Origin of the sequence: Streptomyces mesophilus, assembly GCF_011044995.1 — a bacterium.
In the GTDB taxonomy this organism is placed as follows: Bacteria; Actinomycetota; Actinomycetes; order Streptomycetales; family Streptomycetaceae; genus Streptomyces; species Streptomyces mesophilus.
In genome coordinates this window covers 24,633-40,546 of the sequence record NZ_JAAKZW010000043.1, presented here as the reverse complement: position 1 = coordinate 40,546, position 15,914 = coordinate 24,633, and the positions used below count along the sequence as shown (strand labels likewise).

The 15,914-nt window shown below is 70.9% G+C and carries 8 protein-coding genes; 1 reads left to right on the top strand and 7 read right to left on the bottom strand.

Features of this window, described 5'->3' with window-relative positions; genetic code table 11:
• Positions 1–67: 67 nt before the first annotated feature.
• From G6045_RS13740 to G6045_RS13730, 3 genes are all read right to left on the bottom strand, one after another.
• The gene (locus G6045_RS13740; RefSeq protein WP_165332212.1) at positions 68–1,477 is read right to left on the bottom strand and encodes a maltokinase N-terminal cap-like domain-containing protein; all 1,410 of its coding nucleotides are present in this window, start codon (positions 1,475–1,477) and stop codon (positions 68–70) included.
• Between the two features lie 122 nt (positions 1,478–1,599).
• On the bottom strand, positions 1,600–3,300 hold the full coding sequence (gene treS / locus G6045_RS13735; protein WP_165332211.1) for a maltose alpha-D-glucosyltransferase: 1,701 nt from the start codon (positions 3,298–3,300) through the stop codon (positions 1,600–1,602).
• 19 nt (positions 3,301–3,319) lie between these two features.
• Positions 3,320–5,335, bottom strand: a complete 2,016-nt coding sequence (locus tag G6045_RS13730; protein ID WP_165332215.1) for an alpha-1,4-glucan--maltose-1-phosphate maltosyltransferase — start codon at positions 5,333–5,335, stop codon at positions 3,320–3,322.
• A 522-nt stretch (positions 5,336–5,857) separates the two neighbouring features.
• On the opposite strand from G6045_RS13730, the gene glgP reads away from it, so the two are divergent.
• Positions 5,858–8,470: an alpha-glucan family phosphorylase gene (glgP, locus tag G6045_RS13725; protein WP_165332210.1), complete on the top strand. Its 2,613-nt coding sequence runs from the start codon at positions 5,858–5,860 to the stop codon at positions 8,468–8,470.
• Positions 8,471–8,703: 233 nt separating this feature from the next.
• Here the strand turns inward: glgP and G6045_RS13720 are convergent, their stop codons facing one another.
• The 4 genes from G6045_RS13720 to G6045_RS13705 form a co-directional block, all read right to left on the bottom strand.
• Entirely contained in the window at positions 8,704–9,483 is a 780-nt protein-coding gene (locus tag G6045_RS13720; protein ID WP_165332209.1) for a PaaI family thioesterase, read from the bottom strand.
• Positions 9,484–9,672: 189 nt separating this feature from the next.
• A complete protein-coding gene (locus G6045_RS13715) occupies positions 9,673–11,694 on the bottom strand; it encodes a M4 family metallopeptidase (RefSeq protein WP_165332208.1) in 2,022 nt (673 codons plus the stop codon).
• A 349-nt stretch (positions 11,695–12,043) separates the two neighbouring features.
• Positions 12,044–13,885, bottom strand: a complete 1,842-nt coding sequence (locus tag G6045_RS13710) for an ABC transporter ATP-binding protein (protein WP_165332207.1) — start codon at positions 13,883–13,885, stop codon at positions 12,044–12,046.
• A complete protein-coding gene (locus G6045_RS13705) occupies positions 13,882–15,771 on the bottom strand; it encodes an ABC transporter ATP-binding protein (protein ID WP_165332206.1) in 1,890 nt (629 codons plus the stop codon). Before G6045_RS13705 ends, G6045_RS13710 begins: the two co-directional genes overlap by 4 nt.
• Between the last annotated feature and the right edge of the window lie 143 nt (positions 15,772–15,914).

Below are 15,914 nucleotides of genomic sequence, written 5' to 3'. Positions count from 1 at the left end.
CGGGTGGGCGCGTACTCACGGGTGAGGCCTCCTCGGGGGGCTTACGGACGTGTCGTACGGGGGGCGTTCAGTGGTGGGGCGGGCCGCCGGACGCATCTGCGAGCCGCCGGATCGCCGCCATCGGGACCGGCAGCCAGTCCGGCCGGTGACGGGCTTCGTACAGGAGCTCGTACACGGCCTTGTCGGTCTCGAAGGCGCGCAGAAGGGCGGGATACGCGTACGGATCGCCGCCCCCGCCGGCCGCGTACCCGGCGCAATAGGCCGCCCGGCAGTCCTCGGCCCATCGGGGTGCCCAGGGTTGGTGGGAGCGCGCCGCGTAGTCGAAGGACCGCAGCATGCCCGCCACGTCCCGCACCGCGGGCTGGGGCTTGCGCCGCTCGGCCAGCGGCCGGGCCGGTTCGCCCTCGAAGTCGATCAGGTTCCAGGAGCCGTCGGCCGTCCGCAGACACTGGCCGAGGTGCAGATCGCCGTGCACCCGCTGGGCGAACAGGTCGTCGGTGTCCGGGAGTTCCCGCAGCTCCTCGAATGCGGCCCCGAGAGAGGAGACGTAGGGCCGCAGCATCGGCACGTCCTGGGCCGTGGCCCGCAGCCGTTCCAGCATCGCGTCCGCGATCTGCTCCCGCTGCGGAGGTCCGAGCGAGACCGTCGGTGCGGCGCTCGCGAGCGCCGCGTGCACCTCCGCGGTGGCCCGGCCGAGCGCATGCGCCTGAGCGCGGAAGTCGTCGCCCTTGGCCAGGGTCCGCAGCGCCAGCTCCCAGCCGTCCTCGGCCCCGGCGAGAAACGGCTGGAGCACCCCGAGCGTCAACGGCTCCGTGCCGTCGAGCTCCGCGGTGCACCAGGCGGCCGGCGCCGGTACCCGGGAGCAGCCTTCGCGGGCGAGCAGCAGGGGGAGTTCCAGGTCGGGGTTGACGCCGGGGACGACCCGGCGCAGGAGCTTCAGGATGAACCTTTCGCCGTACACCAGCGAGGAGTTGGACTGCTCGGCGCCCAGCGTCCGCGGTGCAAGGCCGCCCGGTATGTCGGCGCCCGGCGCGAGCTCGAAGCGCAGCACGCCGCTGCGGCCGGGCGTCCGTAACCGTTCGAGCAGCAGTGTGGCGACCCGCGGGTCGTGCAGCCCCTCGTACACCGCGTACCCGGCGAGCGGCCCGTGCTCGGGGTGGCCGATCAGGGCCGGGGCGAGATGGGGTGGCAGCGTGCGGCGGAACCCGAGGAGCAGCTGATAGCAGTCGCCGGGCCCCGGGGCGGCCTCTCCCTGCGCGGGCACGGTCGGCTGCTGCGCCCGTACGAGCAGATGCAGCAGCCCGGACGGCAGCAGTTCGGTCGACGCCACCAGCGAGAACCCCGTGACCGGCCGCCCCTTGCCCGCGAACCAGCGCTGCCGCGGCAGCCAGGCGCGCAGCAGGGGATCGAGCGAGGCGAGCAGATCGGGCCGGGTGCTCTCGTACCCGGCGGCCGGGCGGATGACGGCTTCCGACATGGCGTGCTTCCTTTCCCCGTACGGGTGGGGGAGCTGTGCCTGGAGACGGTCTCGCGGACCGGGAGGTCACCTTTTCCCGGTGACCGGGACGGGCGATGCCAAACCCGCCCCGGACACCCAAACTACGCGGGATCGGTCCGCAGCCGGAACCAGTAGAACCCGTGCCCGGCAAGGGTGAGCAGATACGGCAGCTCACCGATCGCAGGGAAACGCACCCCGCCGATCAGCTCCACGGGATGCCGGCCGTTGAAGGCCTGCAGGTCGAGCTCGGTGGGCTGCGGGAAGCGCGAGAAGTTGTGCACGCACAGGACCAGATCGTCGCCGTGCTCGCGCAGGAAGGCCAGGACGGCCGGGTTGGACGAGGGCAGTTCGGTGTACGAGCCCAGGCCGAACGCCGGGTTCTGCTTGCGGATCTCGATCATCCGACGGGTCCAGTGCAGCAGCGAGGACGGCGAGGACATCGCGGCCTCGACGTTCGTCACCTGGTAGCCGTAGACCGGATCCATGATCGTCGGCAGCGAGAGCCGCCCCGGATCACAGGACGAGAAGCCGGCGTTGCGGTCCGGCGTCCACTGCATCGGCGTACGTACCGCGTCCCGGTCACCGAGCCAGATGTTGTCGCCCATCCCGATCTCGTCGCCGTAGTACAGGATCGGCGACCCCGGCAGCGACAGGAGCAGGGCGGTGAACAGCTCGATCTGGTTGCGGTCGTTGTCCAGGAGGGGCGCGAGCCGCCGGCGGATGCCGATGTTGGCGCGCATCCGCGGGTCCTTGGCGTACTCCGCGTACATGTAGTCGCGCTCTTCGTCCGTGACCATTTCGAGCGTGAGCTCGTCGTGGTTGCGCAGGAAGATGCCCCACTGGCAGCCGGCCGGGATCGCCGGGGTCTTGGCGAGGATCTCCGAGACCGGATAGCGCGACTCACGCCGTACGGCCATGAAGATCCGCGGCATCACCGGGAAGTGGAAGGCCATATGGCATTCGTCGCCGCCCTCCTCGAACGAGCCGAAGTAGTCGACGACGTCCTCGGGCCACTGGTTCGCCTCGGCGAGCAGCACGGTGTCCGGGTAGTGCGCGTCGATCTCCTTGCGGACCCGCTTGAGCAGCTCGTGCGTACGCGGCAGGTTCTCGCAGTTGGTGCCCTCCTCCGCGAACAGGTAGGGCACCGCGTCGAGCCGGAAGCCGTCGATGCCGAGGTCCAGCCAGAACCTCAGCGCGGAGACGATCTCCTCCTGGACCGCCGGGTTCTCGAAGTTGAGGTCCGGCTGGTGGGAGAAGAAGCGGTGCCAGAAGTACTGCTTGCGGACCGGGTCGAAGGTCCAGTTGGACGTCTCGGTGTCGACGAAGATGATCCGTGCGTCCTGGTACTGCTTGTCGTCGTCCGCCCAGACGTAGTAATCGCCGTACGGCCCATCGGGGTTGGAGCGCGACTCCTGGAACCACGGATGCTGGTCGCTCGTGTGGTTCATGACGAAGTCGATGATCACGCGCATGCCGCGCTGATGGGCGGCGTCCACGAATTCGACGAAGTCCGCGAGGTCCCCGAAGTCCGGCAGGACGGCGGTGTAGTCGGAGACGTCGTAGCCGCCGTCGCGCAGCGGCGAGGCGAAGAACGGCGGCAGCCACAGGCAGTCCACACCGAGCCACTGGAGATAGTCCAGCTTGGCGGTGATGCCCTTGAGGTCGCCGATGCCGTCGCCGTTGCTGTCCTGGAAGGACCGGACGAGTACCTCGTAGAAGACGGCGCGCTTGAACCAGTCGGGGTCCCGGTCCCTCGCAGGGGTGTCCTCGAAGGTATCCGGGACGGGCTCATTGACGATCATATGTGGGTGACCCTCCGATTCACGGCGAGGACGGTCGCAGGACGGTGAGGATGTGAGCGGGCGATCGGCCCGGCTCCAGACGCACGTAGTTGGCCCTGCCCCAGTGGTAGACCTCGCCGGTGAGTTCATCGCGTACCGCGGTGAACTCGTGCCAGTCGAAGCCCAGTTGCGGCATGTCCAACGAGACGGTGGCCTCCTGGGTGTGGTGCGGGTCCAGGTTCACGACCACCACAACCGTGTTCGGGCCATGGGTTTTCGAGTACGCGAGGATCTGGTCGTTGTCCACGTCGTGGAGGTGGATCCGCCGCAGCTGGCGCAGGGCCGGGCTGGTGCGGCGGATGCTGTTGAGGCGGGTGATGAGGGGTGCGATGGTCCGTCCCTCGCGCTCGGCCGCCGCCCAGTCGCGCGGTTTGAGCTGGTACTTCTCGGAGTGCAGATACTCCTCGCTGCCGGGCCGCACCGGAACGTTTTCGCACAGCTCGTAGCCGCTGTAGACGCCCCAGGTGGGGGACAGGGTGGCGGCGAGCACGGCCCGTGCCTCGAAGGCCGGACGGCCGCCGTCCTGCAGATACGCGTGCAGGATGTCCGGCGTGTTCACGAAGAAGTTCGGGCGCATGTAGTGCGCCGTCTCGCGTGCCAATTCCTGGGCGTACTCGGCGAGTTCGCGCTTCTCATTACGCCAGGTGAAGTAGGTGTACGACTGCTGGAAGCCGATCGCGGCCAGGGTGCGCATCATCGCGGGCCGCGTGAACGCCTCGGCCAGGAAGATCACATCGGGGTCGGTGCGGCGGATCTCGCCGAGCACCTGCTCCCAGAACACCACCGGTTTCGTATGCGGGTTGTCGACGCGGAAGATCCGTACCCCGTGGTCCATCCAGTGCCGCAGGACGCGCAGGGTCTCCTTGACGAGACCGGGCATGTCCTTGTCGAAGGCGATCGGATAGATGTCCTGGTACTTCTTCGGCGGATTCTCGGCGTACGCGATCGTGCCGTCCGACCGGTGGTGGAACCAGTCCGGGTGCTTGTCCACCCAGGGGTGGTCGGGGGAGCACTGGAGCGCGAAGTCGAGGGCGATCTCCAGCTTGTGGCGGGCCGCCTCGCGTACGAACGCGTCGAAGTCGTCGATCGTGCCGAGGTCCGGGTGGATCGCGTCATGGCCGCCGTCGGGCGAGCCGATCGCCCACGGGACGCCCACGTCGTCCGGCTCGGGCGAGAGGGTGTTGTTGCGGCCCTTGCGGAAGGTGGTCCCGATGGGGTGGATCGGCGGCAGATACACCACGTCGAAACCCATCGCGGCCACCGCGGGCAGCCGCTCGGCGGCGGTCGCGAAGGTGCCGCCGGTGTAGGTGCCGTCGGGGTTCTCGCGGACGCCCTCGGAGCGCGGGAAGAACTCGTACCACGAGCCGAAGAGGGCCCGCGGGCGCTCCACGAGGAGGGGCAGGTCGGCGGACGCGCTGACGAACTCCCGCAGCGGCCGGCCGGCGAGCGCCTCGCTGACCTGCGGGGTCAGCGCCGCCGCGAGCCGGGCGCTCGGCGGGCGCCGGGTGTCGCGCAGGGCGTCGGCCGCCTCGAGGACGGTGTCCTTGAGGGGCTTGGGTATGTTCCCGGCCGCGCGCTCATGGAGCAACGCGCCTTCCTCCAGGACGAGTTCGGTGTCGAGCCCGGCCGGGATCTTGATGCCCGCGTGGTGCCGCCAGGTCGAGACCGGATCGCCCCAGGCCTCCACGCGGTACGTCCAGACGCCCTCGCGGTCCGCGGTGACCTCGGCGCCCCAGCGGTCGGTGCCGGGGGCCAGTTCGCGCATCGGGGTCCAGGGGCCTTCCCGGCCGTCCGGGTCGACGAGGACCACATTGGCGGCCACGGCGTCATGGCCCTCGCGGAAGACGGTGGCGCTGACCTGGAAGGTCTCGCCGGCCACGGATTTGGCGGGGCGCCGACCGCAGTCGACCAGGGGCTGGACGTCCAGGACGGGGATGCGTCCGATGGTCCCCGGTGGGCCGGGTGGGCCGGACGTTCCGGGTGTTCCGGTGGGCATGCTCACGCTTGAGTTCACGACATCACCTGGGGGTGGGGTGGTCGGGTGGCGGAGGTGCTGCGAGAAGCCGGTACGGGCTGGTACCGGGGGAGCCTTCCACGCGTACGGGGTGGGCAATCCGGGGCTTTGTTAACTACTGGCGCGTATGAGTGCAGACAGTTCGACCGGGGGCGTACGGGCAAGCGAGTACCCCGTTGCGCACACAAGTCGACTTGTGGCGTGAACGCAAGACGGCCTGCCGCGCCGGATGGCGGACCGGGCCGTCGCAACTGCCGTTGCTTTACGGGTTGTTGACCTGGAGCAAAAGGTTCGGTGGCGCCGGCCTGCCCGATGGTTCCTGTAAACAATGTGGATGGGTCGCGTTGTATTCCGGACATGTTCGGAACGCGGCCCGTGCTGCACCCGTCGCGCCCCGCGCGCCGTAGCTCACAAGCCGCGCCGCCACTACCGTCGTGAGGGACGGCGGGGACGTACGAGGGCGTAGGTCCCCTGAAGCACGCATGCCCCTGCGAAGGTGGAACCGTGAAGGCTATTCGTCGATTCACCGTGCGTCCCGTACTGCCCGAGCCGCTCCGTCCGCTCACCGAACTCGCCCGCAATCTGCGCTGGTCCTGGCACGCGGGCACCAGAGAACTCTTCGAGTCCGTCGACCCCGGGCGGTGGGACGGGGACCCGGTGCAGCTGCTCGGCACGGTGCCCCCGTCGCGGCTCGACGAGCTCGCCGCCGACGAGGGCTTTCTGGAGCGGCTGCGGCTCGCCGCCGACGACCTGCGGGAATACGTGGGCGGGGAGCGCTGGTACCAGGGGCAGTCCGAGGCGGGGCTGCCGGCCGGGATCGCCTACTTCTCACCGGAGTTCGGGATCACGGCCGCGCTGCCGCAGTACTCGGGCGGCCTCGGCATCCTCGCCGGCGATCACCTCAAGGCCGCGAGCGATCTGGGTGTCCCGCTGATCGGCGTCGGGCTCCTGTACCGGCACGGCTACTTCAGGCAGTCCCTGTCGCGCGACGGCTGGCAGCAGGAGCACTACCCCGTGCTCGACCCCAACGAGCTGCCGCTCACCCTGCTCAAGGAGCCCGACGGCACACCGAGCCAGGTGGCGCTCGCCCTGCCGCACGGACGGCAGCTGCGGGCCCATGTGTGGCAGGCCCAGGTCGGCCGCGTACCGCTGCTGCTCCTCGACTCCGACGTCGAGGAGAACGATCTCGGCGAGCGCGATGTCACCGACCGGCTCTACGGCGGCGGCAGCGAGCACCGGCTGCTCCAGGAGATGCTGCTCGGGATCGGCGGGGTGCGGGCCGTGCGCACGTACTGCCGCCTGACCGGTCATGCCGAGCCCGAGGTGTTCCACACCAACGAGGGGCACGCGGGCTTCCTCGGTCTGGAGCGGATCGCCGAACTGGCCGAGCAGGGCCTCGACTTCGACGCGGCGCTCGAAGCCGTACGCGCCGGCACCGTGTTCACCACCCACACCCCCGTGCCGGCCGGCATCGACCGCTTCGACCGGGAGCTGGTCGCCCAGCACTTCGGCCCGCAGGCCGAGCTGCCCGGCATCGATGTGCAGCAGATCCTCAGCCTCGGCATGGAGACGTACCCGGGCGGGGAGCCCAACCTGTTCAACATGGCGGTCATGGGCCTGCGGCTCGCGGCCCGCGCCAACGGGGTCTCCACGCTGCACGGCAAGGTGAGCCGGGAGATGTTCTCGGGGCTCTGGCCGGGGTTCGACCCCGAGGAGGTGCCGATCACCTCGGTGACCAACGGCGTGCACGCGCCTACCTGGGTGGCGCCCGAGGTGTTCCGGCTCGGTGCGCAGCAGATCGGGGCGCAGCGCACCGAGGACGCGTTCACCGTGGGCGGCTCGGAGCGCTGGGACGCGGTGGCCGATATCCCGGACGACAAGATCTGGGAGCTGCGGCGGGTGCTGCGCGCGCATCTGGTGGACGAGGTCCGCGCCCGGCTGCGGGCTTCCTGGCGTCAGCGGGGCGCGGGGACCGCCGAACTCGGCTGGATCGACCAGGTGTTGGACCCCGACGTCCTCACCATCGGCTTCGCGCGCCGCGTCCCCTCGTACAAGCGCCTGACGCTGATGCTCCGTGACCGCGACCGTCTGATGGACCTGCTCACGCACCCCGAGCGGCCGATCCAGATCGTCGTCGCGGGCAAGGCTCATCCGGCGGACGACGGCGGCAAGCGGCTGATCCAGGAGCTGGTCAGGTTCGCCGACGACCCGCGTGTGCGCCACCGGATCGTCTTCCTGCCCGACTACGGCATGGCGATGGCGCAGAAGCTCTACCCGGGCTGCGACGTCTGGCTGAACAACCCCCTGCGCCCGCTGGAGGCCTGCGGCACGAGCGGCATGAAGGCGGCGCTCAACGGCTGCCTCAACCTGTCCGTCCTGGACGGCTGGTGGGACGAATGGTACGAGCCGGACTTCGGCTGGGCCATCCCGACCGCGGACGGCGCCGCCACCGACGACGACCGGCGGGACGCGCTCGAAGCGGGGGCGCTGTACGACCTGTTGGAGCAGCGGATCGCGCCCCGCTTCTACGAGCGCGGGCCCGAGGGCCTGCCCGACCGCTGGATCGAGATGGTCCGCCGTACGCTCACCTCGCTCGGCCCGCGCGTCCTCGCCGGGCGCATGGTGCGCGACTACGTGGCCAAGCTGTACGCGCCCGCGGCCCAGTCCCAGCGGGGTCTGGACTTCGCGGCCGCGCGCGAACTCGCCGTGTGGAAAGGCCGGATCCGTTCGGCCTGGCCCCATGTCGCGGTCGATCATGTGGAGGCCGCGACGGTCGGTTCGACGGCGGAACTCGGCGCGACCGTCGCCCTGCGCGTGCGCGTGCAGCTCGGCGAGCTCCAGCCGGACGACGTCGAGGTCCAGTCCGTCACGGGCCGCGTCGACTCGGACGACACCCTGACGGATGCGGTCGCGACCCCGCTGAAGCCGGCGGGCGGCCCCGATCTGGAGGGCCGCTGGATCTACGAGGGCCCGCTCGCCCTCGACCGCACCGGCCCCTTCGGCTACACGGTCCGCATCCTGCCCTCCCACCGCCTCCTCACCTCGGCCCGCGAACTCGGACTGGTGGCCCTGCCCTCGGAGTTGACCGGGGAGGTGGCGGGGGTGCTGATGCGCTGAGTCCGGGCGGCGGCGTTCGCCGGTGACCGTTCGATGAAGCCCGGGCGGCATGGGGGACCGCCCGGGCTTCGGGGAAGTGCGACGCTGCGGGTGCTTGGCTGCTGCGCGCGATTGGCAGCGTGACAGCGGTGACGGGTCCATGCCAGTACGCCTGGCCGCTGGTTGGCCGGATTTCGTCCGTTGCCCGACGCGCCGCGTCCGCTACCCGGTGCACATGGGTGCCGTGTGCACCCTCAGCCGGTCACCGGCTCCTTCGGCGTGATCCACAACGCCTCGCCCAGCGCGCACAGTTCACCCTCCGCCGTCGTGAGCGCCACGCCCACGGTCGTCTTGCGGCCTTCGCGGTGCAGCAGCCAGGCGTACGAGATATGGCGCTCTCCCGCGCGTACGGGAAGCAGTTGCGTGCCCGTGAGACGTGCCGTCACGCCGCCCTCCGGCATCCGCCCGATCCGTATCCCGGTCCAGCCGCCGGGGCAGTCGAGCGCGGCCCAGACGATCTCGGGCGGGAGCGTGCCGTCGGGGCCCGCCAGTTCCGGCTCCGGCACCCAGGCGCCGGCGAGCACCTCGGGGCGGCCCTCGACGCGTCCCGGCAGCAGCTTGAGGCCCCGGCCGGATGCGACATCCGGGCCGCAGCCGTAGCAGTCGGCGATCGGGGGAGGGTTGCGGCGCAGCGAGCGGAGCTGTCGCGCGGCGCCCTCCTCCGCCTCGGCCCACGAGGGCGGCTCGGGCGCCTCGAGAGTGAGCTCGGCGGGGGCCGCCGCCGCCAGGACCGCACCCGTACGGTCCCGTATCTCCGCCCCGCCGCCCGGCCCGTCCGCGAGCACGATCCCGGTCGCCACGGGCACCGCGGCCCGGAAGTCCACCCGCACCTGCTTGGCACCGGTCCGCGCGGCGAGCAGACCCGCGACGTAACCGCCGAAGGCGACGCCCGGATAGCCCGTCACGTGGGCGGGGAGCGTGAGAGGGGTCTCGGTCCAGGTCGCGGTCTCGGTCGCGGTCTCGGAGGAGGTCATCCCTGCATGGTGCACGACGAGCGCATCATGCGCCCGGGGCGATCACTGTGAGGCGTACGACAGTTGGCGCACACACGAAGCCCCGGGCCTCCGTGAGAGGAGTGCCCGGGGCCCCGGATCCGGCCGCCACCGACAGCGGCCGGAACGTCAGCCGGTGACGGCGACTCGTGCGTCAGCCGGCAACGGCGACTAGAACGTCAGCTTCCAGCTGTTGACCCTGCCCGTGTCCTGCGCCGCCTTGTCCTGCACCCGCAACTTCCAGGTACCGGCGGCGACTTCGGACGAGGCGTTCACGCTGTACGTCGCGATGACGTTGTCCGCCGAATCCGAGGAGCTGAACGGCTTCAGGTTGTAGACCGTGCCGTCGGGCGCCACCAGATCCACCACGAGGTCACCGCGCCAGGTGTGCGTGATGTTCACGGCGACCTGGAGGGCGGCCGGCGCGTTGCCGGTCTTGTCCACGGCGATCGACGAGGTCACGGCCGCGCCGTTGTCCGGGATGGCCACGACCGTCGTGTTCTCGTACGAGGTGCCGCCGCCCCCGCCGCCGGAGCGGGCGCCCACGTTGACCCCGGCCCACGCGTCCTGCACCGCCTTGTACTCGGCGCTCGACGTCCCGTACAGCTCACCCGCGACCGCGAGCGTGCCGGTGCGCGCCCCCGCGTAGTTCGTGTTCGAGCCGAACTTGGTGGTCAGCGCCTTGTACCAGATCAGCGCGGCCTTCTCGCGGCCGATACCGGTGACCGGAAGCCCGTCGGAGGTCGGCGAGTCGTAGCTGACCCCGTTCACCGTCTTCGCGCCGCTGCCCTCGGACAGGAGGTAGAAGAAGTGGTTGGCCGGACCCGAGGAGTAGTGCACGTCGATCGAGCCGATGCCCGAGTACCAGGCGTCCTTGGACGAGCCGTCCTTGCTGGGCTTGTCCATGTAGCGCAGCGGCGTCCCGTTGCCCCGGATGTCGATCTTCTCGCCGACGAGGTAGTCGCCCTTGTCCGTGGCGTTGTTGGCGTTGAACTCCACGGCCGCCGCCATGATGTCGCTGGTCGCCTCGTTGAGCCCGCCGGACTCCCCGCTGTAGACCAGGCCCGCGGTGTTGGAGGTGACGCCGTGCGTCATCTCGTGCGCGGCCACGTCGATCGAGGTGAGCGGCTTGGCGTTGGCGGTGCCGTCGCCGTACGTCATGCAGAAGCAGCTGTCCTGCCAGAACGCGTTGACGTAGGCGTTGCCGTAGTGCACCCGCGAGTACGCGGCCACGCCGTCGCCGCGTATACCGCTGCGGCCGTGCACGTTCTTGTAGTAGTCCCAGGTCAGCGCGGCGCCGTAGTGCGCGTCGGCGCCGGCGGTCTCCAGGTTCTGCGGGGTGCCGTCGCCCCAGACGTCGTCCGGGCCCGAGAAGAGGGTGCCGGTGCCGGACGTACCGCGGTTGAGGTTGTACGTCTTGTGGCTGCCGCGTGCCGCGTCGTTGAGGGTGAAGCTGCTGCCCGACTGCGAGGTCCCGAGCGGGACTTGGCCGCCGTACTGGGTGTTGCCCGTGCCTTCGTTCTGCACGGCCTGCCACTCGTACAGCTTCTCGCCGCTCGCCGCGTCCGTGACGACGTGCAGCTCGTTCGGCGTCCCGTCGTGCTGCAGCCCGCCGACCACGGTCTCGTACGCGAGGGTGGGGGAGCCCTTCGCCATCCACACGACCTTGCGCGGCGCCCGCTCGGCGGCGGTCTTCTTCGACCCCTCCGCCTGCGCGGCGTCCACCGCCTGCTCCTCGGCGGCGGACGCGGCGACCTCGGCGGTGGTGTCCACGCCGGTCAGCTTCGCGTTCGACGCCTTGGTGACGCCTTCGGTCTCGCCCGACGTCGCGGCGACCACCAAGTCGCCGCCCAGGACGGGCAGTCCGTCGTAGGTGCGCTCGTAGCGGGTGTGCGTGGTGCCGTCCCGGTCCTGCACGACATCACGGACGACCAGCTTCTCCTTGGCGCCGAGCCCGAGGTCCTTGGCGGTCTCGGCCTTGGTCGCGTTCGCCTCGCGCAGCAGCTCGGCGCGCTGGGCGGGCGACAGCTTCGCGGGCAGCGCGCCCGGATCGGCCTGCCCGGCGACGGGGGCGGCCGTGGGGTCGGCGCTCGCGGTGCCGGCCTGGAGGCCGACGGCGAGCAGGGCGGCGGCGGAGAGCAGGGCGCCGACGGCGGAGGCGCGACGACGGGTGGTGTGGGAGGTGGGTCTCAACACTGACTCCTTCTGCGGGCCGTGGTCACGGCCGGACCACCGGACGGCGGGGTGGCCGGCCGGTCAGAACAGGCAGAACAGCAGAGCGAGGTACTCGAGAGCGACGTGCGTGGGGGGTGCCGTGACCGGTACACGAGTGCCGCGTGGGGCGTCGTGTGCCGATCGAGGTGAAGAGTGGCAGGCGCGTTGACTTGTTGTCAGGAGCGCCTCAACAGGTTGGCCGGAAACGGTTCGTTGTCCGGAGGCGGCTGTTCGGAATACGGAAGGCGTACGGGAGGTGCGGCGCGGGGGCGCGAAGACGGCGGTACGCAGCCGCGTACCGCCGTCGTTCCCAGGGGGAAGCGTTTGCTCAGCCGACGAGGCTGTCCCGCCAGGCCCGGTGCAGATCGGCGAACCGGCCCGTTCCCGCGATGAGTTCGGCCGGCGGGCCGTCCTCGACCACGCGGCCGGATTCCATCACGAGCACCCGGTCCGCGATCGCGACGGTGGACAGCCGGTGGGCGATCACGACCGCCGTACGGCCGTGAAGCACCGTCCGCATCGCCTCCTGCACGGCCCGCTCGCCCGGGACGTCGAGCGAGCTGGTCGCCTCGTCGAGGATCAGGACCGCCGGGTCCGCGAGCAACGCCCGTGCGAACGCGACCAGTTGGCGCTGACCAGCGGAGATCCGGCCGCCTCGCTTGCGTACATCCGTGTCGTAGCCGTCGGGCAGCGCCGTGATGAACTCGTGCGCGCCGATGGCCTTCGCCGCCCGCTCGATCTCCTCGCGGGTGGCCTCGGGGCGGCCGATCGCGATGTTCTCGGCGATCGTGCCGGAGAACAGGAAGGCCTCCTGGGTGACCATCACGACCCCGCGGCGCAGCTCGGGGACGGCCAACTCGCGCAGGTCGACGCCGTCGAGCAGGACCTGCCCCTGCGAGGGGTCGTAGAACCGGGCGAGCAGCTTCGCGAGCGTGGACTTGCCGGCGCCCGTCGAGCCGACCACCGCGACCGTCTGCCCGGCGGGCAGCGTGAGGTCGAAGCGCGGAAGGACCTCGCCGCCGGTGCGGTAGCGGAAGGACACCGCCTCGAACGCGACCGTACGGCCGGGGTGTTCGGACTCGAGGGGCGGCAGCGTCCGCGGCTTCGCGGGCTCGGGGACCGAAGGTGTCTGGGCGAGCAGGCCGGCGATCTTCTCCAGGGACGCGGCCGCCGACTGGTAGGAGTTGAGGAACATCCCGAGCCGGTCGATCGGGTCGTACAGGCGGCGCAGGTACAGCACGCACGCCGCCAGGACACCGAGCGCGAGCCCGCCGCCCGCCACCCGGTACGCGCCCCACAGGACGATGCCCGCGACCGCCGTGTTGGCGACCAGACGGGAGCCGATCACATAGCGCGCCATCTCGAGCAGGGCGTCGCCGTTGGTGCGCTCATGGCGGTGGTTGAGGACCGCGAACTCGTTGTCGTTGGCCTGCTCGCGGCGGAAGGCCCGGACCGGCCGGATCCCGTTCATCGTCTCCGCGAACTTCACGATCACCGCCGCGATCGTCGTCGACCGTCGGCGGAAGATCCGCCCCGCCCGCCGCTGGTAGAGCCGGATGAGCAGATACAGCGGTACGAACGACACCACCGCCACAGCGCCGAGCCCCAGGTCGAGCCAGAGCAGCATCGCCGCGATGTAGACGAACGACAGGATCACCGTGATGAGTTCTTGCAACCCCTCGCTGAGCAGTTCGCGCAGGGACTCCACATCGGTGGTCGAGCGGGAGATCAGGCGGCCCGACGTGTAGCGCTCGTGGAAGTCGACCGAAAGGGCCTGCGCGTGGCGGAAGATCCGGCCGCGCAGATCGAGCAGCACGTCCTGGTTGACCCGCGCCGAGGAGCGGATGAAGGCGTACTGCAGCGCCGCCGAGCCGAGCGAGCACACGGCGTACGCGGCGGCGATCGCGATCAGCGGGCCGTGGTCGCCCCGGCGCAGTGCCGGTACGCCCCGGTCGATGGCGAAGGCCACGAGCAGCGGGCCCGCCTGCACCGCCGCCTGCTGGAGCAGCAGCAGGACGGCCGTGAACGCCACCCGCCCCCTGAGCGGCGCGAGCAGCGAGCGCAGCAGCGCACCCGTCGCGCCTTCGGGCGCGGGCAGGGCGTCCTGCGCGAAGGGGTCGTCCGCCGCCGGTGCGGCGGCAGCGGCCGGCTTGTCCACGGTGGTGGTCAACGGTCCTCCTTCGCGTAGGTCAGGTCGTCGAGGCCGGCCGCGTACGCCGCCTCGTCGGCCTCGTCGTACGCCGCCTCGTCGGCCTCGTCGTACGCCGTGTCGTGGGCCTCTTCGTCCCCCGACATCAGCCACGCGTACTCCGCGCTGTCCCGCAGCAGTTCCTGATGGGTGCCCACCGCGGTGATCCGCCCGCCGGACAGGAGCGCCACCCGGTCCGCGAGCAGCACGGTCGACGGGCGGTGGGCGACGACCAGGGCGGTCGTCTCGGCGAGCACCTCACGCAGCGCCGCCTCGACCAGCGCCTCGGTGTGCACATCGAGCGCGGACAGCGGGTCGTCCAGGACGAGGAAGCGGGGCCGGCCGACCACCGCCCGCGCCAGCGCGAGACGTTGGCGCTGGCCGCCGGACAGGCTCAGGCCCTGCTCGCCGACCTGAGTGTCCACGCCGTGCGGAAGCCGGTGCACGAAGTCCGCCTGGGCGACGGCCAATGCGCGGCGCAGATCGTCGGCCGTGGCGTGCTCGGCGCCCATCAGGACGTTGTCGCCGACGCTCGCCGAGAACAGCGTCGGCTCCTCGAAGGCGACGGCCACCAGTTCCCGCAGCCGCTCGCGCGGCATCGCGGTGATGTCCTCGCCGTCCAGGGTGATCCGCCCGCCGGTCGGTTCGTGCAGCCGCGGTACGAGCGCGGTGAGCGTGGTCTTGCCGCTGCCGGTCGCACCGACGAGCGCCATCGTCTCGCCGGGGCGGATGTGCAGATCGATACCGTCCAGGGCGGGCGCCGTATCGGGCGCCGCGTCCGGATACCTGAACTCGACGCCCTCGAAGCGGAGTCCGGCACCAGGGGCCCCGGTCGAAGCGGCCACCTCCGAGGACTCCGGCTCCGCGTCGAGCACCTCGAAGTACCGCTCCGTCGCCGTCGCCGCCTCCTGGCTCATCGCGAGCAGAAAGCCGATCGACTCCACCGGCCAGCGCAGCGCGAGCGCGGTCGACAGGAACAGCACCAGCGTCCCGGCCGAGAGCCCGCCGTCAGCGACCTGCACCGTGCCGAGCACCAGAGCCGCCCCGATCGTCAGCTCGGGAAGGAGCACGATCACGGCCCAGATCGCGGCGAGCAGCCGCGCCTTGCCCAGCTCGGTGCCGCGCAGGGTGCGCGCCAGATCGGCGAAGGCCCTGGCCTGCGAACGGTGCCGCCCGAAGCCCTTGATGATCCGTACGCCCAGCACGCTCTCCTCGACCACCGTGGTCAGATCGCCCACCTGGTCCTGCGCCCGCCGCGCCACCGCCGCGTACCGCCGCTCGAAGAGCGAGCAGACGATCACCATCGGCACCACCGGGGCGAGCAGCACGAGCCCGAGCGTCCACTCCTGCGCAAGCAGGATGATCATGCCGACGAGGATCGTCACCCCGTTGACGAGCAGGAACGTCAGCGGGAACGCGAGGAACATCCGCAGCAGCATCAGATCCGTCGTACCGCGCGAAAGCAGCTGCCCCGAGGCCCACTTGTCGTGGAAGGCGATCGGAAGCCGCTGCAGATGCCGGAACAGATCCGCCCGCATCGACGCCTCGACGTTCGCGAGCGGACGCGCCACCAGCCAGCGCCGCAGCCCGAAGAGCCCCGCCTCGACGAGCCCGAGCAGCAGCAGATACAGCGCGCCGAGCCACACCCCGCCCGGGTCGCGGTCGGCGACCGGACCGTCCACCATCCATTTCAGGACGAGAGGGATGACAAGCCCCACACAGGACGCCACGATCGCCACAAAAGCCGCGGAGAACAGTCGTGTTCGGACCGGCCGGACATACGGCCACAGTCTCAGCAGGGAGCGTACGGCGGAGCGTTCGGGGGGATCGGCGGTGGCGGCTTCGGTGGCGGCAGGTGTAGTGGGCATCAGTACCGAGCCTAGGCTTCACCCCTGACATTCCCCTATCGGTTTTTGGTCGTACGACCGGGGGCGGACCCCAGGGTGACCACCTCGTGCCGCGGGCCTGCGGGACCGGTCGGACGACCCCCGTCAACCGATCGGCTGATGCC